Source organism: Novosphingobium sp. (assembly GCF_037133355.1).
Taxonomy (GTDB): Bacteria; Pseudomonadota; Alphaproteobacteria; order Sphingomonadales; family Sphingomonadaceae; genus Novosphingobium.
Genome location: NZ_JBAXOI010000007.1, coordinates 76,669 through 97,623, shown reverse-complemented (window position 1 = coordinate 97,623; position 20,955 = coordinate 76,669). Strand labels below are relative to the sequence as shown.

Below are 20,955 nucleotides of genomic sequence, written 5' to 3'. Positions count from 1 at the left end.
CGATTAGGCGAGGCCTCGGCCCGGAACAAGCACGTTTCGGCCCTTGCCGCCCGCTTGTCCCCATGAAGCCGCCAGTCAGGTGTTGTCTGCGGTCGCGCTTACCAGCCAGGCCGCCGCCGGAAAGCAGACCCGCCCGCCGACGTGGCGCGACTGGACGAGTTCGAGCAGCCCCCGCTCGAAAGCGGCACGTGCCTTGTCGGGCAAGGTACGGACAGCCGCTGCCGCCGGGCCGATCCGGCTGAAGAACGACAGCGCATCGGCCACCGGATTGACTCCGGATCCCGCGACATAGGCAAAGTCGAGCGGCTGGAAGGTGACATCGCGCCAGCCCCTCAGGCAGCCGCGCACGTGGTCAGGATCGGCAAAAGCGAAGGGTCCGGGAGGAAAATCAACCGGAGGCGCAGGCTGGCTCGGCGGCAGGAGCCGGGCAATCTCCGCCGCCCAGAGATTTTCGGACGGCGCACGGAAACACGAGAACACCATACGCGCGCTCGGCGCCGCTACGGCGGAAAGATGCGCGAAGGCCGCAGGCGGATTGCTGAAGAACATCACGCCATGGCGTGAGACATAGAGGTCGGGCGCCGCGCCATCTGCCTGCCAGCTGGAGGCATCGGCGACGGAAAACGCCAAGTTGGCCAGCCCATCGGTGCGGCTGCGTGCGGCCTCGACGAGCTCCGCGGAGATATCGACGCCGGTCACTTGCGCATCGGGCCGCGCGGTGGCCAGCGCAATGGAAAGCTCGCCCGCGCCGCAGCCGATGTCCAGCAGACGTTCGCCCGATTCCGCTGCGATGGCAGTGAGGAGGTGGGGAGTAAGCGCCGCAAAGCTGCGGTCGGTCCGCTCCCATTCGGTCGCCCAGTTCTGGCCGACCCTGCCCTGCCATTCTTGTGCGCTTGTCATGCGTCGCAGGCTATGCCCCGCAGCCTTACCCGGCAAGCGCTAATGCGCCCTCAGTTGCCGAAGTAAGGTCCGCCCTTGGCCAGCGCCGTCTGCCACGCCGGCCGCGCATGGATCGCCGCGACGAAGGCGGCGAGCTTCGGGTAGGCCGCACCCATGCCCTGCATCACCACCACTTCGGCGGGGAAGCTGAGCATGACGTCTGAACCGGTCCAATCATCGCCGATGAAGTGCCCCGATGGGCGCATAATCTGCTCGAGGTAGCCGAAATGCGCGGCAAGCTGCTCGTTGATCCGATCGTGCAGCGGCGCGCCCGCCTCGCCGAGGCGCGAGACGTAGAGGTTGAGCAGGATCGGCGTCATCGCCGAGCCTTCTGCGAAATGCATCAGTTCGTTGTGGCGCAGCGCGTCGTCGGAGCCGGCCTCGGGGAGCCATTTGCCGCCACCATGCACCTCGCACAGATACTGCACGATCGCGCCGGATTCCTCGATCACCCGGCCATCGACCTCGAGCAGCGGCGATTTGCCCAGCGGGTGGATCGCCTTCAATTCAGGCGGCGCGAGGTTGGTGACCGCATCGCGCTGGTGGAGCCGCAGTTCGTAGGGGACGCCAAGTTCCTCGAGCAGCCAGAGAATGCGCTGCGAGCGGCTGTTGTTGAGGTGGTGCAGAACGATCGACATGTGGCTTCCTTCCCGCTGGTCTTGTTTGAGGCCAAGCTAGGGCCTTTCGCGCAAGCAGGAAAGCGTCTGCGAAGCCAAATCGGGATGGTTCCGGTCAGAGCACCTTTGCCTCCCGGAGCATCGGCCAGACCCTGGCACGCGGATAGGCTCAAAGCTGGTGCTGAACATCCGGCGTGGGTTCGGAGTACTCCGCCCGCCCCGGCAAACCAAAACCGGCGCGCTCCGTCCGGGGAGCGCGCCGGTCTTTGGACTGACGACGAGGTGGGGGTTACCGCGCCGCCTGAAGGATCAGATGTCGTCGTCCGCGTCCGGACCCACCATCAGCCCTTCGGCGACCTTGTCGGTCTGGCCGCGGATCGCGGCTTCCAACTTGTCGCAGAGTTCACGATTTTCGCGCAGGTAGTTCTTGGCGTTCTCGCGGCCCTGGCCGATCCGGATCGAATCGTAGCTGAACCACGCGCCCGACTTTTCGACCACGCCTGCCTTGACGCCGAGATCGAGGATCTCGCCGATCTTCGAAATGCCCTCGCCGTACATGATGTCGAATTCGACCTGCTTGAACGGCGGCGCCACCTTGTTCTTCACGACCTTGACGCGGGTGGTGTTGCCCACGATCTCGTCGCGGTCCTTGATCTGGCCGGTGCGGCGGATGTCGAGGCGGACCGAGGCGTAGAACTTGAGCGCGTTGCCGCCCGTCGTCGTCTCCGGGTTGCCGTACATCACACCGATCTTCATGCGCAGCTGGTTGATGAAGATCACCATGCAGCGCGAGCGGCTGATCGAACCGGTCAGCTTGCGCAAGCTCTGCGACATGAGGCGTGCCTGGAGGCCAACGTGGCTGTCACCCATCTCGCCCTCGATCTCGGCGCGGGGGACCAGCGCGGCGACCGAATCGACCACCAGCACGTCGATCGCGTTCGAACGCACCAGGGTATCGACAATCTCCAGCGCCTGCTCACCCGTATCGGGCTGCGAGACGATCAACTCGTCGATGTTGACGCCCAGCTTCTTGGCATAGACCGGATCGAGCGCGTGCTCTGCGTCCACAAAGGCCGCGGTGCCGCCGCCCTTCTGCGCCTCGGCGATCACGTGGAGCGCAAGCGTGGTCTTGCCCGAGCTTTCAGGCCCATAGACCTCGATCACCCGGCCGCGCGGCAGTCCGCCGACACCAAGCGCGATATCGAGCCCGAGCGAGCCGGTGGAAATTGCCTCGACCTGCATCGTCTCCTTCGAGCCCAGCCGCATTGCCGAGCCCTTGCCGAACGCCTTGTCGATCTGCGCGAGCGCTGCATCGAGCGCTTTCTGACGGTCCATGTCCTTGTCTTTGCCTTCCTGGATAAGCTTCAACTGCGCCGCCATGGCTTGTTTCCCCTTGCTAGTAATGGCTGACCCGAACCGTCAACACCAGCCTTGTACCCAGTTTGTTCTTATGGAACAAGGGGGGAACAATATTTCCGGCCAAATTGGTGAGAAGTTGCATCAAACATCAGAAATAAAGGGCTTTTTTCCAGCCTCACACCGCCCCGGTACGCCGCTTGCCTGAAAATGCCACCAGTCCCGAACCATTTTTCCGGGGACGAACGTATCTCGCCTGCCATCGCACCCGCCCCGTCCGGCACGATTGACAGCCCCGCAGCCGCTTCGTAGCCCTGCTGCACCGCACAAAAGGCGCCCCGCGCCAAGGAGTCCGTGATGAAGCCCCAGCTGCCCCCGGCGCTTGCCGCACTGGCTCTCCTCCTCGCTCCGGGCGCCGCTTACGCGCAAGACCGCACCGTGCGCGCGTTGCCGATCAACGACCACCTCACCGCATTCTATCAGGGCCGGCCCGACGAGGCTTCGGTCAAGCCCGGCCCCAAGCAGTGGCCCGACCTCGGCGCGATCTTCGTCGGTGTCGCGACTTACGCGATCCGCGACGGCGACACCGCGCTTGTCTATGACAGCTTCACCGATACGGCCTCCGCACAGTGGGTGCGCGATTGGCTCGCCAAGGCGGGCGTGCGCCGGTTTGTCCTCGTCACCAGCCACTGGCATCTCGATCACATCGGGGGGAACGCGGTCTATGCGGACAGCCTGCGCATCGCGACCGAGGCGACGCGCGCCAAGCTTTCCGCCAAGCGCGAGGCAATCGAGGCCGGGACCGAAGAAGGCCCGCCGGTGATCAAGCCGCTTGCCCTGCCCGATCTCGGCATCACCGCGGATACCGTGATGATGATCGGCAAGGTGCGCGTCGTGCTGCATCCCGTCGCGATCCATTCGGCCGATGGCCTCGTCATCGAACTGCCGGACGACAAGATCCTGCTGGCCGGAGACACGCTGGAAGACACCGCGACCTTCGTGGCCGAGCCGCAATCGATCCCGCAGCAATACGCGGCGCTGGGCGCGATGCGGCAGTGGGGCTTCACCAGGATCCTGCCCAACCACGGCAATCCCGCTGTCATCGCCAAGGGCGGCTACAGCCTTGGCCTGATCGATACGACGCGCGCCTATATCCGCCGCCTTGTCGAGCATGCCAAGGATGCCGATTTCCAGAAGCAGCCGCTTGAAAACTTCGTGGGCGATGCGATCGCGCGCGGCGATGTCAGCCTGTGGTGGGCCTACCGCGAGGCCCATGCCAACAATCTCGCAGTGGTCGCCAAGGCGTGGAAGGACCAGCCGGCGCCTGCCTTCGATACCGCCCCCTGATCCGGCTTACCGCGCCTTCAGCACATCCTCGACCGCAGTGCAGATCTGCGCGACGCTGAAGGGCTTGGCGAGGAAATACATGCCCGGAATATCGATCTCGCGCCGCAGCTGCTCCTCGGCATAGCCCGACATGAACAGCACCGGGAGTTCGGGCCGGATCCCCCGGATCTCGCGCACCATGGCGGGGCCATCCATGCTTGGCATGACAACGTCCGAGACGACGAGATCGAATTCGCCGCCCGCCCCGATCGCGCGGCCCAGCGCCTCGAGCCCTTCCTCGCCGTCAGCCGCGGTGGTCACTTCATAGCCCTGACGCACCAGCGCCCGCTCGGCCACCGCGCGCACGGTGTCCTCGTCCTCCACCAGCAGCACGCGCCCGCCGCCGGACCACTGCTTGCGCCGCGCGGGCACGCGGGCCGCCGCGATGGCCGCCGCCGCCTCTGCCGCTTCGGCCGGATCAGGCACATGCACCGGAAAATAGATCGAAAAGCGCGTGCCCTTGCCCACTTCGCTCTCGGCAAAGATGAACCCGCCCGATTGCTTGACGATGCCGTAGACCGTCGAAAGCCCGAGGCCGGTGCCCTTGCCCTTCTCCTTGGTGGTGAAGAACGGTTCGAAAATCTTGCCGATCTGCGAAGGACTGATGCCGTGGCCCGAGTCCTCGACAATCAGCGCGGTATAATCGCCGATCGGCAGAATCTCGCTCTTCATCGCGCGCACGTCGGCCGCGGTCACGCGTTTGGTCTTGAGCCGCAGCACCCCGCCCGACTTGCTCGGCGGAATGCCGCCCGGCGCACCGTTGCCGGTCATCGCATCGCGCGCGTTGACGGCAAGGTTGAGCAAGACCTGCTCCAGCTGCACCGGGTCGGCGCGGACAAGCCCGAGGCCCCGGTCATGCGTCACCTCGAGCTGGATCTTCTCGCCCAGGAGGCGCTTGAGCAAGGTCGAGACCTCGGCCACGACATCGGGCAGTTGCAGCACTTCGGGGCGCAGGGTTTGCTGGCGCGAGAAGGCCAGAAGCTGGCGCGTCAGGCTCGCGGCGCGGTTCGAATTGGCGCGAATCTGCTGGATATCGTCGTAGTCGCTGTCGCCCGGTGTGTGGCGCATCAGCATGAGATCGCAGTAGCCGATGATGGCGGTCAGCACGTTGTTGAAATCGTGCGCCACCCCGCCCGCCAGCTGGCCCACCGCCTGCATCTTGGTCGCCTGCGCGATTTCGCGTTTCAAGCGGGTTTCCTCGGACGAATCCTTGAGGCTCAGGATCACCGCGCCCTCGCCCAGCCCGCGCACACCCGCAAGGCTGAGCGAAACCGGATCCTCGGGCGCAGTGCGCAGCCGCACCGCGACATCGCCCGCCCCGCTGGCGCCTTGCGCAAAGCGGCGCACCGCATCGGCAAGCGCGCCCTTGTCCTCGCGGATCACGAGATCAGAGGGGTAGGGCGGCGGCCCGGTCTCGTCGTGCCCGGCGGCGCGAAGGAAGGCCTTGTTGGCAAACAGGAAACGCCCGTCGCGGTCAGTCATGGCAAGACCAAGCGGCAGGCGCGCGAGCAGCGCCTCGATCTGCGGCAGGCCGGTGCGCGAATCGCCCACGCCGCCCTGATTGTCGATCAGGAAAAACAGCGAGGCGGTCTGCGCCGGATCGGCCGCAGCCGAACTTGTCGCGACTTCCTCGGGATCGGCGACCGGCACATGCAGCATGCGCACCGAAGGCCCCCGCGTGCCCTCGCGCCCATAGAAGATGCGCTCTTGCTCGTCGGCGCTGAAATAGCCGACAAAGTCGCTGCCGTCGACATCAGCCTCGGCATCGCCCGTGGCGCGGGCGGCAAACAGTGCGTTGGCGGCGTGGATGCGCCCATCAGGGGCGACCGCTACCGCCTGGATGCCCTCGCGCGCCAAAGCCTTGCCCACTTTGCCACGGATGTGGTCGACGACATCGGTCAGCGGATCGCGGCGCACCACCGGGGCAAAACGCCAGATCAGGAAATCCTGGCCGCGCCCGGCGCGGTCGATCTCGAGCCGCCATTCACGCCCCCCGGCCATGACCGGCTCGAGCGCCGCATGCCCGTCGCGCCATGCAGCGCGGGCAGCGCCCTCCACCGCCTCGTTCGCAGCGCCATCAAGCCCCAGCCGGGGCGGCGCCGCGGCGGTGCCGAAGCATTCGACGAAACGAGCATTGGCGCAGGCAAGCCGTCCAGCGCGGTCGATGATCGCAGTCGCCTCCTCGCCCCGATCGATCGCGGCATGAGTTACCGACCAGTCGGGCGCGGCAAACTCGGCGGGCTCGCTCGTCCCCTGGCGGCGCAGTGCGAAGGTCAGTGCGGCGGCAAGGCAGGCCACGCCGAAAGCATAGGCCGCCGCCGCGACGGGCTGGCCCAGCGCAAGCCACAGCACCATCGCGCTCGCCGCAACACCCCCCGCCACCAGCAGCCATTCGCGCCAGCGTGTTCCGGGGTCGGTCTCGGCCTGGGTTGAGGCGGCGAAATCGCTCATGCCAGGCGCTGCGCCTCAGCCGCCCGGGAAAGGCGTGTGCGGCGCCGACGCGCCGTCCACCAGCGCCACAGCACCACCGCAGCGACATAGCCGACCACCGCCGACACCACCGAAATTGCCAGCAGCCCCAGCACCATCGCGGGCGCCGCAGACGACAGGAGCCATGTGGCCCACTCGCCAAGGCCCGCCCCCCGGTCGATCAGCGACTGAAAGGTTGCAAGGTCGGCATCGAGGCCAAGGAAGCTGCCCAGCCACAGTGCGGCGAGCAGGATAAACGGTGTCGTCGCCGGATTGGACAGCAAGGTCGCGCCCGCCGCCAGCGGCACATTGCCGCGAAAGGGCACGCATAGCAGCGCCGCGCCAACGATCTGGACGCCCGGGATCATCGCGAAGATGCCCACGAAGAGGCCTACAGCAATCCCGCGCGGCACCGAGCGGCGGTTGTATCGCCACAGTTCGGGGCGGGCGGCCAACGGGCGGACGAAGCGGCTCTTGAGCAGCGCCTCGCGCGTTGGCACCATGCGCTGTAGCAGCCCTGAAATTCGCGCCATCATGCCGCTGCCATGTCCTCCGGCTCGAAGGCTCCCACCTGCTCCATCAGCCATGTTCGCGCATGATGCGCGCCTTGTCACGCTGCCAGTCGCGGTCCTTGATTGTCGCGCGCTTGTCGGCGTTGTTCTTGCCCTTGGCGAGCGCGAGTTCGACCTTGGCGCGGCCGCGGCCGTTGAAATAGACCGAAAGTGGCACGAGCGTCATGCCCTTGCGCTCCACCGCGCCGTGGAAGCGGGCGATCTCGCGCTCTTTCAGCAGCAGCTTGCGCGGGCGCTTGGGCTCGTGGTTGTAGCGGTTGCCGTGGCTGAATTCGGGCACGTTGGAATTGACCAGCCAGACCTCGCCGTCCTTCACTTCGGCATAGCTCTCCGCGATCGAGCCTTCGCCGAAGCGCAGCGATTTCACCTCGGTGCCCGTCAGCGCGATGCCTGCCTCGTAGACGTCCTCGATGAAATACTCGAAGCGCGCGCGGCGGTTTTCGGCGACGATCTTCTTCTTGTCGAATGCGGGCGGGGTGGGACGGGCCATGGTCTTGGCCATGTAGGCCCCTCATGGCTGAAAGAAAAGGGAGGCCCCGCGAATGAAAGGGGCCCCTGCGCCGATCCGCCCTTGCCAAGCGCTCGCTGCGGTGCACAAAGAGGCGCGGGGGGACACCGCGCCGAGGGCGCAATCAGGGCGTCATCTTGGCGCCGCAAAGGATCGAGCGGCATGGCCGGCAAGCAGACCCCTCCCACCCCAGCAGCCACAGGCGAGGCCAATGTGCTTGTGCTCCAGGGCGGGGGAGCGCTCGGTGCCTATCAGGCCGGTGTGTTCGAAGCGCTGGCGGCTGCAAACCATGAGCCCGCATGGGTGGCCGGCATTTCGATTGGCGCCGTCAACGCCGCACTGATCGCCGGCAATCCGCCCGAACAGCGCCTCATGGCCCTGCGCACCTTCTGGGACCGCGCTTCCTCGCGCGTGCCCTTCCCCGCGCCGTTTGCTGATGGCTGGGGCCGCCGGATCTTCAACGAAACTGCTGCGGGGATTGTCGCACTCACCGGCATTCCCGGCTTCTTCACGCCGCGAGTCACCCCGCCGTGGCTCGCCCTGCCCGGCACGCCCGAAGCTACCAGCCTTTATGACACCGCACCCTTGCGTGAGACCCTGCTGGAGCTTGTCGACTTCGACTTGCTCAACTCCGGCCCCATGCGCTTCAGTGTTGGTGCGGTGAACGTGCTCTCGGGCAACTTCACTTATTTCGACAATCGCGAACGCCTGATCGGGCCGGAACACATCATGGCAAGCGGCGCGCTCCCGCCGGGCTTTCCGGCGGTGATGATCGATGGCGAGCCCTATTGGGACGGCGGCATCGTCTCCAACACCCCGCTGCAATATGTGCTGGATGAACGCGTGGGCGATACGCCGCTGCTGGTGTTTCAGGTCGATCTGTTCAGCGCGCGCGGGATGATGCCGCGTTCTGTGGCCGAAGCGGTCCAGCGCGAGAAGGACATCCGCTTTTCCAGCCGCACCCGGCTCGGCACCGATATGCAGAAGCGGCTCGAGGCTATGGCGAGCGCCGCGACGCGCCTTGCCGAACGGCTGCCCGATAGCCTGAAGGACGATCCCGATCTCGTCGCCCTGCTCGGCGAGGCCAGCGATTCGCCCGTGACCATCCTCCACCTCATCAACCGGGGTGAGGACTACGAATCGCAGGGCAAGGACTACGAATTTTCGCGTGCGACCATCAATGACCACTGGGCCAGCGGCCGCCGCGATGTTGAACGCTCTTTCGCCAGCCCGCGCTGGAAGCAGCGGAACCTACCCGATTGCGGGATCGTTACCCTCGATCTCGCCTGAGCTACAAACAAGGAGCCTCCCCCCCATGGACCTCGCCAACAAGATCGCCATCGTCACCGGCGCCGCCAGCGGCATCGGCCTTGCCATTGCCCACCGCTATGCCGCCACCGGCGCCAAAGTCGCCATCGCCGACCTGAAGTTCGAAGCTGCGCAGGCTGCTGCCGACGCGATCAATGCCGAACACGCGGGCGCAGCGATGGCCGTCGCGATGGACGTGACCAGCGAGGATCAGGTGAACGCGGGCGTTGCCGCCGTTGTCGCGGCGTGGGGCACGGTCGATGTGCTGGTTTCCAACGCGGGCATCCAGATCGTAAACCCCATCAAAGCTTTCGCCTTTGCCGACTGGAAGAAGATGCTCGCGATCCACCTCGACGGCGCGTTCCTCACCAGCAAGGCGGTGATCCCGCATATGTACAAGCAGGGCTCGGGCGCGATCCTGTTCATGGGCTCGGTCCATTCGAAGGAAGCGAGCCCCCTGAAAAGCGCCTACGTCACCGCCAAGCACGGCCTCCTTGGCCTGTGCCGCACGATCGCCAAGGAAGGCGGCCCCAAGGGCGTGCGCACCAACGTGATCTGCCCCGGCTTCGTGCGTACGCCGCTGGTGGACAAGCAGATCCCCGAACAGGCCAAGGAATTGGGCATCAGCGAGGACGAGGTCGTGAAAAAGGTCATGCTCGGTCAGACGGTCGATGGCGAGTTCACCACCGTGGAGGATATCGCTGAGCTGGCGCTGTTCTTTGCGGCGTTCCCGAGCAACGCGCTGACGGGGCAGTCGCTGGTGGCGAGCCATGGGTGGTCGATGAGCTAACGGGATGCGCTCAATGATTGACCGCCATTGAGGAACTTTGAGATGATAGCGGTTCGCGGAAACTTTGCCGACTGCCGCAGGACGCGAACGTCGGACCCTTAGACAAGGCGGTCAATCCATCCGGGAAACTCGAAGGTCCTTCATTTCCAGAGCCCGACTGTCGAGGCTGATGCCGGCAGGACACATGGACGTCGCAGGCGGCTGGCGGCCTCGCGTTTAATCGCTCGCCGATGCCAAGCATGCGTTTGATCGAGCTTCGGCAGCCGCTATACCACGGCACATCCACTGCCGCGCGGAGTGTGCTCTGCGTTCGACTTTTCGGAAGGACAGGCCATGCTCAGACCGCATTTCGCCCTAGCGATCGCCTTGCTCATCGGCACTTGCGCAGTTGCACTGGCCGCCGCAGAACCCGCGGGTACCGGCAACCCGGGCCTGGATCTGGCCAAGATGGACTCGTCGGTCATTCCAGGCGATGCGTTCTACGACTATGCCAATGGAGCTTGGCAAAAGAGCGCCGAAATCCCCGCCGACCGGACCAGCATTGGCGCCAGCTATGATGCCTCGCTTGAAACCGAGCGCCGGCAACAAGCGCTGATCGCCGATCTGATGGCCGCACCGCAAACACCGGGCAGCGAGGCGAGCAAGATCCGCGCCTACTATCAGGCCTATCTGGATACGGCCAAGATCGACGCCGCCGGCCTGGCGCCGTTGCAGGGCGATTTCGCACGCTATGCCGCGATCAAGTCGAAGTCGGCGCTGATTGTCGTGCTAGGCGAGCAGACCGAGAGCGACCTCGACCTGTTCAACGACAACAACGACATGGCCACCGAGAACCTGTTCGGGCTGTTCATCACCAAGGCGCTGAAGAGCAACCAGGTTGTGCCATATGTGTTCCAGGGTGGTCTCGGCCTGCCCGATCGCGAGTACTACCTTTCCGACAATGCCAAGCTTGTCGCTCAGCGCGCTGCCTACAAGGTCTACATCGGCCAGTTGCTCGCCGCCGCCGGAATTGACCAGCCCGAGGCGCGGGCCGAGCGGATCTTCGCGCTGGAAACGAAAATCGCCAAGGCGCACCTGCCCAAGGCCGATACCGCTGATTTCACCACTGGTGGCACCCTGTGGACCCGCGCCGATTTCGCGAAGAAGGCGCCCGGGATCGACTGGAACGCCTATTTTGCCGCAGCGCGGATGCCGCGCCAGAAAGTGTTCGATGCCTACAGCCCCGCCGCGATAACCGGACTCGCCGCGCTGGTGGCCTCCGAGCCGTTGCAGGCCTGGAAGGACTGGCTCGTTTTCCACCGCATCAACGCCCAGACGGATGTTCTGCCTGGCAAGTTCGATGCTCTGCACTTCGCTTTTTATGGCACCCAGCTCTCCGGCGTAACCGAGCAGCGCCCCCGCGAGAAGCGTGCGATCGGCGCGATCAACACCGATCTTGGGTTCGCCTTTGGACATATCTACGTGGCGAAGTACTTTCCGGCCTCGTCCAAGGCGCTGATCGAGGACATGGCGGTCCACATCAAGCGCGCGTTTGCCAAGCGGATCGAGGCGCTCGACTGGATGGCGCCGGCCACGAAGAGACAGGCTCTCGCCAAGCTTGAGACGACAACGGTGACAGTGGGATACCCGAACCGCTGGCCGAGCTATGCAATGGTGCGAACGGCGCCTGGCACCGCCTATGCAAACCGAATGGCGGCGGTCCGCGGGCAAACCTTGCGCCAGCTAGCAAAGCTGGGCAAGCCGCAGGATCCGGCCGAGTGGTGGATGGTGCCGCAAGTGTTCAACGCAGTGAATTTGCCTGTGCAGAACGCGATCAACTTGCCCGCCGGCATCCTGCAGCCGCCTTCGTTCGACGCCGCGGCCGATGCAGCCTACAATTACGGCGCGATCGGCGCGATCATCGGCCACGAGGTGAGCCATAGTTTCGACTCAAGCGGCGCCATGGTCGACGCCAAAGGCATCCTTCGCAACTGGTGGACGCCGAGCGATCTTGCCCACTACAACGGCCAGAGCCAAGCGCTCGTCGAGCAGTACAACGCCTATGCGCCCTATCCGGACCTCCACCTCAACGGCAAGCTAGAGCTGGGCGAGAACGGCGCCGATGTGGCCGGGCTGGCAGCCGCCTGGGATGCATATCGCGAGTCGCTGGGCGGCCGAGAGTTGCCGGTTATCGCCGGACTTACCGGCGACCAGCGCTTTTTTCTTGCCTTTGCCCAATCCTGGCGCAGTAAAACCCGCGAGGCGGCCGAGCGGCGCCAGATCATCAGCAATGCCCATGCGCCGAGCCAGTATCGCGCGCTGACCGTTCGCAACCTCGATTCGTGGTATAAAGCGTTTGGAGTGCAACCGGGGCAGATGTTGTTCTTGTCGCCGGAGCAGCGTGTAAAGCTCTGGTAGGAATGGCCGTCGCGCCAGTGCCACCCCGATAGCCCCCACCCGCCCCAAACCCACATCCCGCCACAAAGTTGCACAGAGCGATCCGTTAGGTCACCTTACATTGACCGCACGGCTGGGTTACAGCATCCGGGAATCCAAACCCGGCCGCTCCGGCCACAAGCAAGTGCAGGCAAGCCCAACCATGACCAACCCGACCGCAGCCGACCTCCTCCGCATTTTCGAGCACCAGCAGGCGAACCAGTGGAACGTGAAGGCCTCCAGCGCAGAAGTGCGCAAGGCCAAGCTGGCGGGGCTGAAGGCCGCAGTCGAGGCCCATGCCGATGCCATCGTCGCTGCCGTGCTCGAAGATACGCGCAAGCCCGAGGGTGAGATCCGCGTCACCGAAGTGCTGAACGTCACCGCGAATATCCAGCGCAATATCGACAATCTCGATGCGTGGATGGCGCCCACCGAAGTCACCCCCTCGCTCAACCCCGCCGACCGCGCGCAGATCCGTTATGAAGCGCGCGGGGTCTGCCTGATCCTCGGGCCGTGGAACTTCCCGCTCGGCCTCGCGCTCGGGCCGCTGGCCGCTGCCGTCGCGGCGGGTAACACAGCCATCGTGAAGCTCACCGACCTCTGCCCCGCCACCGCCAAGGTCGCCGCCAAGATCATCGCCGAAGCGTTCGATGAAAGCGAAGTCGCGCTCGTCGAAGGCGATGTCAGCGTCGCCACCGCGCTGCTCGAGCTGCCGTTCAGCCATATCTTCTTCACCGGCAGCACCCGCGTCGGCAAGATCGTCATGGCTGCCGCCGCTAAGCACCTCGCCAGCGTGACGCTCGAACTCGGCGGCAAGTCGCCCGTCATTCTCGATTCGGGCGCGGATATCGACAAGGTCGCGGCGCAGCTTGCCGGGGCCAAGCAGTTCAACGGCGGGCAGGCCTGCATCAGCCCGGACTACGTCTTCGTGCGCGAGGAACAACAAGCCCAGCTGGTCGAAGGCTTCAAGACCAATGTCACGAAGAACCTCTATGACGAGACCGGGGCGATCAAGAAGGAAAGCATCGCCCAGATCGTCAATCAGGCGAACTTCAACCGCGTGAAGGCGTTGTTCGATGATGCCGTGGCCCAGGGCGCGACTGTGGCCGTCGGCGGCACGATGGACGAGAGCGACCTCACCATCCACCCCACCCTGCTGACGGGCGTCACCCCGCAGATGAAGATCCTGCAGGAGGAAATCTTCGCGCCTGTGTTGCCGGTGATGAACTACGAGACGATCGATCAGGCGATCGACTACATCGCCGCGCGCGACAAGCCGCTGGCGCTCTATGTCTACTCGGACGACGAGGCGAATATCGAGAAGGTGATCAGCCGCACCTCATCGGGCGGCATGACGATCAACGGCGTGTTCTCGCACTACCTTGAAAACCACCTGCCCTTCGGCGGCGTGAACGCCAGCGGTTCGGGCAGCTATCACGGCTACTTCGGGTTCAAGGCCTTCAGCCACGAGCGGGCGATCTATCGGCATATGTGAGCGGGGGGTCTATAGACCAAGGGCGGCGAGCGGGCGTCCGACAAGCCCCGAGACCATCGCCGCCTGGAGCTTCGTCAACGCCGGGATCCGCGACAACGGTGCAACCAACCGGTCGCGAAAGAACGGGATGACGCGGCTGTCTGACTGATAAACCGGAGTGAAAAACCACGTAAGCGCCTGATAAACAAGTACGTGATGCCTGCGCAGGCTGACTGCCCTCGCCAGAGCTTCGTCAACTGTATGGGACTGCTCCAGCGCCACCGACAAGGCGAAGGCATCAAGCAAGGCCATGTTGGCGCCCTGCCCAAGCTGGGGGCTGGCACAATGCCAGGCGTCGCCAAGATGGATCATGCGCTTCGCGGCTGGCACCTTGACCGTCCGGTGCGCATAGCGGGCAAAGGTCAGCTGCGCGGGGTCGGAAATCTGTGCGAGCAGCACAGCCGTCTCCGGCCAGAGCCGCTCGACCTCCAGCTTCCAGGGACCGAGCCCCCCGCGCTGCCAAGCATCAAACCGGTCGCCGCGCAGCGACCAGAAGAATGCGAGCTGGCGGCCGGTGCCCTCCCCGGTGCCGGTCGGCAGAACCCCCACCATCTTGCTGGCGCGCTCATATCGCTGCGCCAGCACAGCGGGCGCAAAGGGCCCATCCTGCGGCCATTCGAGCGTCGCCCAGAGCGCTCCGAAACCGAGGGGCCGGTGCGGCTGGTCCACCAGCGGGGACCAGGTACCCAGCGCATCGACCACCAGATCGAAACCGTCGCTGCGCGTGCCGTTACCAAACAGGAGATGGCGCTGCTCCCCCGCAAGCGAACTGCCGGTGACCGCCTTGCCGGTGTGGAGCGCGATCGGCCGCGCCTGCACTTGCTTGTAAAGCAGGGAAAACAGGCTCGAGCGATGAATGCCAATACCGAACCGTTCGGGGCGACCAAGCGCCGCATAGGGCACATCCAGAACGGTGCGTCCGCCCGCAGTACCATGCAGCCGGTCAACCCGCGCGCCCAGCGCCAGTACCGCATCGGCAAGGCCCAGCTTGCGCAGAACTGCAAGGCCGGTGGGCTGGATCATCAATCCGGACCCGATCGGCTGGGGTTCGGCGAAACGCTCGAACAGGGTGACGCTGTGGCCCTGTCGTTCCAGCAGCAGCGCCGCCGCCAGCCCGCATGGTCCGCATCCTGCGATGGCGATGGACAGCGGCCGCACGGGTCTGGCCCCGCCTAGGCTAGATCAGCCCCGCGTGCTTGAGCGCCGCGTCCACTTCGGCCCGCGCCTTGTCGCTGCAGGGCACCAGCGGGAGGCGCAATTCTTCGGTCAGCCAGTCGTGCACGCGGCTCAGCGCATACTTGACCGGGCCCGGGGAGGCGTCCTCGAACATCGCGTAGTGCAGCGGGTAGAGCTTGTCGTTGAGCTCGCGCGCCTTTTCGAAATCGTTCGCGGCGCAAGCGGCCTGGAAATCGGCGCACAGGCGCGGGGCGACGTTGGCGGTGACGGAAATGCACCCCACTGCGCCCGCTGCATTGGCCGGCAGCGCCAGTTCGTCGTCGCCTGAAAGCTGGCAGAACGACTTGCCGATGCCCATGCGGTGGTCGGTCACACGGCTGAGATCGCCGCTCGCGTCCTTGATCCCGACGATCCTGTCCGGATAGCGGCGCGCCAGTTCGCACACCGTTTCGGGCAGAATATCGGTCACAGTGCGGCCGGGCACGTTGTAGAGGATGATCGGCAGCTCGTTATGTTCGGCGAGATAGCCGAAATGCGCGAGCAGCCCCGCCTGGCTCGGACGGTTGTAATAAGGCGCGACGCAGAGCGCGGCCTTGGCGCCGCTCTTGCGCGAGAAGGTCATGTGAAGGTGCGCGTTCATCGTGTCGTTGCTGCCGCAACCCGCAATCACCGGCACGCGCCCTGCCGCCTGCTCGACGCAGACTTCGATCACGCGGTGGTGCTCGGCGTTCGAGAGCGTCGAGGCCTCACCCGTCGTGCCGCAGGGCACCAGCGCCGAGGACCCGTTCTCGATCTGCCAGTCTACCAGCCGGCGAAACGCCTTCTCATCGAACACGCCGCCGCGAAAAGGTGTCACCAGAGCCGGAATGGAGCCGGAAAACATGGACTTTGCCCTTCGATTTGCGCCACATGGCAACCACGCGGCGCGCCGATCCCTGCCGGAACGCTGCGGTAACACGCGCCTGATAGGAAGACGAAACCCGGAATGTCCAGCATGGAGATGAGCATGGGCGCCAGAAAGCTATGTCGAAAGCTGCTGCTGAGCGCTGCCTTGCTGCCTTTGCTCGCGGCGCCGGCGGCTTGCCACGCCAACGATACCGAAGCGGGCGCCAACGCCTGGGATGCCGCGCGCGCGCGCCTTATCGCGCAAAGCCAGGGCCCGATGGCACAGGCGATCAGCCGCTGGCAGATGCTCAACAGTTCGGATCGTTACGCGTTTGGTGACTATGCCAGCTTCATCCTGAGCTATCGCGGTTTCCCCGAAGAGGAGAAGCTGCGCCGCTCCGCCGAAACCGCGCTCGATCGCGAATCGGCGGAGGCAAGCAGCGTCGCCGCTTATTTCGACCGCGTCCCCCCGCTAACCAACCCGGCGCGCGCGCAGTATGCCCTCGCGCTCAAAGCCATCGGCCGGCCGGACGCCGATGCGCAGGCCCGCGTTGCCTGGCGCGGCGGCCCCATGAGCGAGGCGGCCGAAGCAGCCATACTCGCCGCTTGGGGCAGCACGTTCACGCCAGACGACGAGGACGCGCGGATGGACGCGCTGCTCTGGGCGGGCAATCCTTCCCCCGCCGCGCGCCAGACCGCCCGCGTCAGCCCCGCGCGCCGGGGCCTGTTCGCCGCGCGCCTCTCCGCGCTCCTCGGCCTCGATCCCTATGCCGCTGCGGATGGCACCAGCGGCGAAGTGCTCAATACCGATCCCGGCTTTGTCTACGTCCGTGCGCGCCAGCTGCGCCGGCAAGGCAATGGCGCGGCGGCGCAGGCACTGATCGCCAACCGCCCGCTGCTCGCCCGCGCGCCGCTGCTGCGCGACAGGTGGGTAGATGAACTCCTTGCCAATGCACGTGCCGCCGCTGCTGCGGGCGACGCGCGGACCGCCTATCGCATAGCCGCCGGGATCGACGATGCTTTCGCAGCGGGCGAAGACGTCAGCCAGATGGCCTACGGCCTGCGCGACGATTACACTTCGCTGATGTGGCTCGGCGGCAACCAGTCGCTGCGCCAGCTGGGCAACGGCGCCGATGCCGCGCCGCTGTTCTGGCGCTATGGCTCGGCCGCGCGCACGCCCGGCACGCGTTCAAAAGGCTTCTACTGGGCCGGCCTTGCCGCCGCGCAGGGCGGACAGGCGAAAGAGGCGCAGCGCTATTTCGAAATGGCCGCCGCCTATGGCGACCAGTTCTATGGCCTCCTTGCATTGGAGCGGCTCGGCCGCCCGGTCCCGCGATTCGCCGCCGAGGCCGATGTCCAGCCAACGGCGGAAGAGCGCGCCCGGTTCAACGCCTCCCTCCTCACCCAGGCGGTGCGCGAGGCGGCGCGCGATGCCGACTGGCGCACTACCGTGCGCTTCTTCCGCGAAATCAGCGACCAGCAGCAAAGCAAGAGCCAGCACGTGCTCGTCGCCGATCTCGCGCGCGATCTCGGTCGCCGCGATCTTGGCGTCATTGTCGGGCAGGCGGCAGCGGCACGCGGCTATCTCGATTTCCAGCACATCGCCTTCCCGCTGATTTCGGTACCGCAGGGTTACGAGCACGCCTGGACCATGATCCACGCCATCGCCCGCCAGGAAAGCCAGTTCGCGCAGAATGCCGTAAGCCATGCCGGAGCGCGCGGCCTGATGCAGCTGATGCCGGCGACGGCGGGCGAACAGGCGGGCAAGCTAGGCCTTGCCTATTCCTCCAGCGCGCTGATCGAGGATGCCGGTTTCAATCTCCAGGTCGGCGGCGCCTATTTCCAGCGGCTGCTCGGTTACTATGGCGGCAGCTACCCGCTCGCCGTCGCCGCCTACAATGCGGGTGCCGGAAATGTGAACAAGTGGCTGCGCGCCAACGGCGATCCGCGCAGCGGGGCGGTCGACTGGATCGACTGGATCGAGCGCATCCCGCTCTCCGAAACGCGCAACTACGTCCAGCGCGTGCTCGAAAACGCAGTGGTTTATGAGGCGATGTATCCGGACAAGGCCAGCTACAACGGCGCCAATCCGCTCAGCCACTTCCTGGGCAAGCAAACGCCGGGCTGATTTGCCTGGCTGCGCCGGGCCCGCCCCTAACCCCTCCCGCAAGCGGGAGGGGGGCGCCTCAGGCGTCCGGCAGCATCGCCTGCAAACGGGTCATCAGCTTCTGGATGTTGACCGCAGCTTCCTTGAACGTCTCGACATCCTCACGCGCATTGTTGCCGCGTGCTTCCTTGGCCGCCTCGATATAGCCCTCAAGGTCGGCCTCAAGCGCATCCACGAGGATTTCGAGTTCTTCTTCGGTCAGCGTCAGCGCAATGGTCTTGGACATGATATCCTCGTCGGAGCAGGGTTGGCCGCAGCCCTAGGCGGTGCAGACCAGCGGAGCAACCTTCCCCGCGGGCCCATCCCCGGCTAGACCGCAAACAATGCAACCCGATGGCAATCCGATCACTCCCGCCGGCATGACCGCATTGCGCGCACGCTACGACCACCTGCTCGGCACCGAGCGCCCGGCGATCGTCGAGATTGTGAGCTGGGCCGCGGGTAACGGCGACCGTTCGGAAAACGGCGACTACCTCTACGGCCGCAAGCGCATGCGCGAGATCGACCGCGAGCTCAATTTCCTCGCAAAGCGCATGAAGGCCGCGCGCGTGATCGACCCGGCAGGCCAGCCGGACCAGACCCGCGTGCTGTTCGGCGCGACGGTCGAGATCGCCGACGAGGACGACAACCGCATGTCCCTCACGCTCGTCGGCGATGACGAGCAGGACGCCACCGCTCGCCGCATCGGCTGGAGCGCTCCCATCGCCCGCGCCCTGCGCGGCGCGCGGGTGGGAGACTTGCGCAAGGTCACGCTCCCCGGCGGCGAAAAGGAATGGGAAGTGATCGCGATCACCTACCCGGCGCGCTGATCCTCACGAACCCTCGGTGAACACATAGACGTGCTGTCCGTCGCGCACGGTCAGCGTGCGCTTGCCGTCCGCCACGCCGAGAACCATATCGCCGCCATCGCCAATCCAGCCCGGATCGATCGAAACGAGCGAAACCGTGCCGTCCTGGTTGCGCCGCGTCGTCATCAACGAATTCCACGCCTGGGTGAAGCCGCGCACCTGGCCCTTTTCCGGCACCAGCCGCAAGGTGCCCAGATCCGGCGAGACATACTTCGCGGCCAAGGCGCCGATCACCTTGGCATCGGCGGGCAGCTGAATCTTCGAACGGTACTCGGCCAGTTCCGCCGCGATGCGCTTCACAATCGCATCGGCATCGCCCTGCGCCTCGGGCTGGCCATCGTAGAGCACTTCGAGCAGCCGCCGCTGGAACACCCGGCGCAAATAGGGCCCGTTCTCCCCATTGGTCAGGATCACTGCCGCCACGCCCGCTGAAGGAATGGCAAACATCTCGCTGTGATAGCCCATGAGATCGCCGCCGTGGTGAATCACCGAAACGCCCGCGCTCGCGTCCTCCATCAGCCCCATGCCATACCAGTGGTCTTCGGCCACCGGCACGCCCCGCGCCCGCCGCGCCAGCAGCGCCTCTGCGGAAAGCAGCCGCCCACCCTTCGGTAGAGCGCCCTCGTCCAGCTCGTTTTTCATGTAGAGGATCATGTCGTGCGGCGATGACCACGCCCCGCCCGCGGGCCGGAACGGCGCAATCGTGCGGTTGAGGTCCTGCGGCTCTATCGCAGTTTTGCCGGACAGGTCGTCCCCGTGCGGCGATGCGTGATCCGCCGCCAGTGCTTCATCCATCGTCATGGTTGAATCAGCCATGCCCAGCGGCTGCCAGACATGCTCCTTCACAGCCCAGTCAAACGCCGCGCCGAGTTCCATGTCCGGATAGTAGATGTGACCGGCAATATACCCGGCCGCCGATGCCATCAGGTTGTTGTACTGAAATGCCTCGCCGAACTTGCTGGTCGGCTCGGTCAGCGCAAGCTGCCGGAAGGTGTCCGAAGCGGGTGTCTGCGCGGTGGTGGTGAAGATCCATTCCAGATCCTTGCGCGGCAAGCCGGTGCACGCGCAGACGAGGTGCCGGATCTGCACCGATTTCGTCGTCGCATCGCTGCCCAGCCGGAACGCCGGATAGACCTCGGTCACCGGCTGGTCCCAGCGCAGGCGCCCCTCGCTCACCAGTTCGGCCAGCAACAGCGTGGCCATGCTCTTGGTGTTGGAGGCGATCATGAAGCGGGTATGCGGCCCCACCGGATCGGGCTTCCCTATTTCCTTCACGCCCACGCCGCCTTCGTAGACGATCTTGCCACCCGCATAGAACGCCAGCCCCACGCCGGGGATATGCATGGCATCGGCATTGCGCTTCACGAAATCGAGCAGCCCCTGCACCCGCGCCGCATCGAGCGGGTTCGCGGTCTTGCCGGCAAAGCTCTCCCGCGCGTAGCCCGCCGGTCGCAGGCTTGGCACGATCTGGCCGACCGCACCGGCGCGCTTCTCGAACGTCGCCTCGCTGCCGTCGATGATCAGCACAGTCCACGCAGTCCCCCGCCGGCGTGCGATCGCGGTTTGTGCCAGATGCTCGCCGGGGGAGGTTTCGTAATCGATCACCCCCGTCTCGTCCCAGCCGTTGCGCGGGGGACGCGTGGTCAGCAGCTTGAAGGAATGCACGCGCGCGGGCGCATAGGCCGCCCAGGCCGCCGCAGCCGCCGCCTTGGCATCGGCCGCCGCGCCGACATCGACGATCACGAGGCGGAAATCGGGCTCGGGCGGGCTCAGCGTGAGCACCTTACCCGCCGTATCCGCGCGCCATCCCGCCGGCAGGATGAACGTGCTGCCGCCCGGACCGGTCGCGGCCATGTCGGTGGAAGCCGCCACGGCAGGCGCGGCCGGTGCGGCCTGTGCCATGGCCACCGGCGAAATCCCCGCCAGTGCCGCGATCAGAATCCATTTGCGCATAAGCTCTCCCTCGCCCGCCCAGGTCTCATGGA

The 20,955-nt window shown here is 65.7% G+C and carries 17 protein-coding genes; 7 read left to right on the top strand and 10 right to left on the bottom strand.

The genetic code is table 11. The features are described from left to right. Nucleotides 1-75: 75 nt before the first annotated feature. From WCL10_RS09180 to recA, 3 genes are all read right to left on the bottom strand, one after another. Nucleotides 76-900, bottom strand: a complete 825-nt coding sequence (locus WCL10_RS09180) for a methyltransferase domain-containing protein (RefSeq protein ID WP_336895329.1) — start codon at nt 898-900, stop codon at nt 76-78. A 50-nt stretch (nt 901-950) separates the two neighbouring features. Continuing rightward, nucleotides 951-1,577: a glutathione S-transferase gene (locus tag WCL10_RS09175; RefSeq protein ID WP_336895328.1), complete on the bottom strand. Its 627-nt coding sequence runs from the start codon at nt 1,575-1,577 to the stop codon at nt 951-953. A 288-nt stretch (nt 1,578-1,865) separates the two neighbouring features. After that, nucleotides 1,866-2,936 (bottom strand): recombinase RecA, encoded by a 1,071-nt coding sequence (gene recA / locus WCL10_RS09170; protein WP_336895327.1) that lies wholly within the window; start codon nt 2,934-2,936, stop codon nt 1,866-1,868. A 333-nt stretch (nt 2,937-3,269) separates the two neighbouring features. On the opposite strand from recA, the gene WCL10_RS09165 reads away from it, so the two are divergent. Then, nucleotides 3,270-4,259 (top strand): MBL fold metallo-hydrolase, encoded by a 990-nt coding sequence (locus WCL10_RS09165; RefSeq protein WP_336895326.1) that lies wholly within the window; start codon nt 3,270-3,272, stop codon nt 4,257-4,259. A 6-nt stretch (nt 4,260-4,265) separates the two neighbouring features. Here WCL10_RS09165 and WCL10_RS09160 read toward each other — a convergent pair whose 3' ends face one another. The 3 genes from WCL10_RS09160 to smpB are packed head-to-tail and all read right to left on the bottom strand — an operon-like array spanning nt 4,266 to nt 7,829. Next, nucleotides 4,266-6,749 (bottom strand): response regulator, encoded by a 2,484-nt coding sequence (locus WCL10_RS09160; RefSeq protein ID WP_336895325.1) that lies wholly within the window; start codon nt 6,747-6,749, stop codon nt 4,266-4,268. Further along, complete coding sequence (locus tag WCL10_RS09155) at nt 6,746-7,300, bottom strand: DUF2062 domain-containing protein (RefSeq protein ID WP_336895324.1); 555 nt, start codon at nt 7,298-7,300, stop codon at nt 6,746-6,748. Before WCL10_RS09155 ends, WCL10_RS09160 begins: the two co-directional genes overlap by 4 nt. A gap of 46 nt (nt 7,301-7,346) precedes the next feature. Beyond that, nucleotides 7,347-7,829: an SsrA-binding protein SmpB gene (gene smpB / locus WCL10_RS09150; protein ID WP_147158277.1), complete on the bottom strand. Its 483-nt coding sequence runs from the start codon at nt 7,827-7,829 to the stop codon at nt 7,347-7,349. A gap of 180 nt (nt 7,830-8,009) precedes the next feature. On the opposite strand from smpB, the gene WCL10_RS09145 reads away from it, so the two are divergent. The 4 genes from WCL10_RS09145 to WCL10_RS09130 all read left to right on the top strand — a co-directional run bounded on the left by WCL10_RS09145 (nt 8,010) and on the right by WCL10_RS09130 (nt 13,855). Next, nucleotides 8,010-9,137, top strand: coding sequence for a patatin-like phospholipase family protein (locus WCL10_RS09145; RefSeq protein ID WP_336895323.1), 1,128 nt, complete (start codon nt 8,010-8,012; stop codon nt 9,135-9,137). A gap of 25 nt (nt 9,138-9,162) precedes the next feature. After that, nucleotides 9,163-9,945 carry a 3-hydroxybutyrate dehydrogenase gene (locus WCL10_RS09140; RefSeq protein ID WP_336895322.1) on the top strand — a complete coding sequence of 261 codons (783 nt, stop codon included), beginning with the start codon at nt 9,163-9,165 and terminating at the stop codon, nt 9,943-9,945. 333 nt (nt 9,946-10,278) lie between these two features. Next, complete coding sequence (locus tag WCL10_RS09135; protein ID WP_336895321.1) at nt 10,279-12,342, top strand: M13 family metallopeptidase; 2,064 nt, start codon at nt 10,279-10,281, stop codon at nt 12,340-12,342. Between the two features lie 181 nt (nt 12,343-12,523). Next, nucleotides 12,524-13,855 (top strand): aldehyde dehydrogenase family protein, encoded by a 1,332-nt coding sequence (locus tag WCL10_RS09130; RefSeq protein WP_336895320.1) that lies wholly within the window; start codon nt 12,524-12,526, stop codon nt 13,853-13,855. Between the two features lie 9 nt (nt 13,856-13,864). Here WCL10_RS09130 and WCL10_RS09125 read toward each other — a convergent pair whose 3' ends face one another. Together WCL10_RS09125 and dapA are read right to left on the bottom strand one after the other, a co-directional pair. After that, nucleotides 13,865-15,052 (bottom strand): NAD(P)/FAD-dependent oxidoreductase, encoded by a 1,188-nt coding sequence (locus WCL10_RS09125; protein ID WP_336895319.1) that lies wholly within the window; start codon nt 15,050-15,052, stop codon nt 13,865-13,867. A 19-nt stretch (nt 15,053-15,071) separates the two neighbouring features. Then, nucleotides 15,072-15,953: a 4-hydroxy-tetrahydrodipicolinate synthase gene (gene dapA, locus WCL10_RS09120; RefSeq protein WP_336895318.1), complete on the bottom strand. Its 882-nt coding sequence runs from the start codon at nt 15,951-15,953 to the stop codon at nt 15,072-15,074. Between the two features lie 123 nt (nt 15,954-16,076). Between dapA and WCL10_RS09115 the strand changes: the two genes are divergently transcribed. Further along, complete coding sequence (locus tag WCL10_RS09115) at nt 16,077-18,083, top strand: lytic transglycosylase domain-containing protein (protein WP_336895317.1); 2,007 nt, start codon at nt 16,077-16,079, stop codon at nt 18,081-18,083. A 58-nt stretch (nt 18,084-18,141) separates the two neighbouring features. On the opposite strand, the gene WCL10_RS09110 is transcribed toward WCL10_RS09115, so the two are convergent. Next, on the bottom strand, nt 18,142-18,348 hold the full coding sequence (locus WCL10_RS09110) for a hypothetical protein (protein WP_336895316.1): 207 nt from the start codon (nt 18,346-18,348) through the stop codon (nt 18,142-18,144). Between the two features lie 97 nt (nt 18,349-18,445). Here WCL10_RS09110 and WCL10_RS09105 point away from each other — a divergent pair, with 97 nt between their 5' ends. Further along, nucleotides 18,446-18,931, top strand: a complete 486-nt coding sequence (locus WCL10_RS09105; RefSeq protein WP_336895315.1) for a GreA/GreB family elongation factor — start codon at nt 18,446-18,448, stop codon at nt 18,929-18,931. Between the two features lie 3 nt (nt 18,932-18,934). Here the strand turns inward: WCL10_RS09105 and WCL10_RS09100 are convergent, their stop codons facing one another. Then, nucleotides 18,935-20,923, bottom strand: a complete 1,989-nt coding sequence (locus WCL10_RS09100) for a serine hydrolase domain-containing protein (RefSeq protein WP_336895314.1) — start codon at nt 20,921-20,923, stop codon at nt 18,935-18,937. Nucleotides 20,924-20,955: the final 32 nt, after the last annotated feature.

Bases quoted from the DNA above. Each gene is read 5' to 3' on its own strand.
- WCL10_RS09100 (WP_336895314.1), bottom strand. From the start codon at position 20,923: ATGCGCAAATGGATTCTGATCGCGGCACTGGCGGGGATTTCGCCGGTG.
- WCL10_RS09180 (WP_336895329.1), bottom strand. From the start codon at position 900: ATGACAAGCGCACAAGAATGGCAGGGCAGGGTCGGCCAGAACTGGGCG.
- WCL10_RS09115 (WP_336895317.1), top strand. From the start codon at position 16,077: ATGGGCGCCAGAAAGCTATGTCGAAAGCTGCTGCTGAGCGCTGCCTTG.
- WCL10_RS09155 (WP_336895324.1), bottom strand. From the start codon at position 7,300: ATGGCGCGAATTTCAGGGCTGCTACAGCGCATGGTGCCAACGCGCGAG.
- smpB (WP_147158277.1), bottom strand. From the start codon at position 7,829: ATGGCCCGTCCCACCCCGCCCGCATTCGACAAGAAGAAGATCGTCGCC.
- WCL10_RS09135 (WP_336895321.1), top strand. From the start codon at position 10,279: ATGCTCAGACCGCATTTCGCCCTAGCGATCGCCTTGCTCATCGGCACT.
- WCL10_RS09175 (WP_336895328.1), bottom strand. From the start codon at position 1,577: ATGTCGATCGTTCTGCACCACCTCAACAACAGCCGCTCGCAGCGCATT.
- WCL10_RS09160 (WP_336895325.1), bottom strand. From the start codon at position 6,749: ATGAGCGATTTCGCCGCCTCAACCCAGGCCGAGACCGACCCCGGAACA.
- recA (WP_336895327.1), bottom strand. From the start codon at position 2,936: ATGGCGGCGCAGTTGAAGCTTATCCAGGAAGGCAAAGACAAGGACATG.
- WCL10_RS09130 (WP_336895320.1), top strand. From the start codon at position 12,524: ATGACCAACCCGACCGCAGCCGACCTCCTCCGCATTTTCGAGCACCAG.
- dapA (WP_336895318.1), bottom strand. From the start codon at position 15,953: ATGTTTTCCGGCTCCATTCCGGCTCTGGTGACACCTTTTCGCGGCGGC.
- WCL10_RS09110 (WP_336895316.1), bottom strand. From the start codon at position 18,348: ATGTCCAAGACCATTGCGCTGACGCTGACCGAAGAAGAACTCGAAATC.
- WCL10_RS09140 (WP_336895322.1), top strand. From the start codon at position 9,163: ATGGACCTCGCCAACAAGATCGCCATCGTCACCGGCGCCGCCAGCGGC.
- WCL10_RS09145 (WP_336895323.1), top strand. From the start codon at position 8,010: ATGGCCGGCAAGCAGACCCCTCCCACCCCAGCAGCCACAGGCGAGGCC.
- WCL10_RS09105 (WP_336895315.1), top strand. From the start codon at position 18,446: ATGCAACCCGATGGCAATCCGATCACTCCCGCCGGCATGACCGCATTG.
- WCL10_RS09165 (WP_336895326.1), top strand. From the start codon at position 3,270: ATGAAGCCCCAGCTGCCCCCGGCGCTTGCCGCACTGGCTCTCCTCCTC.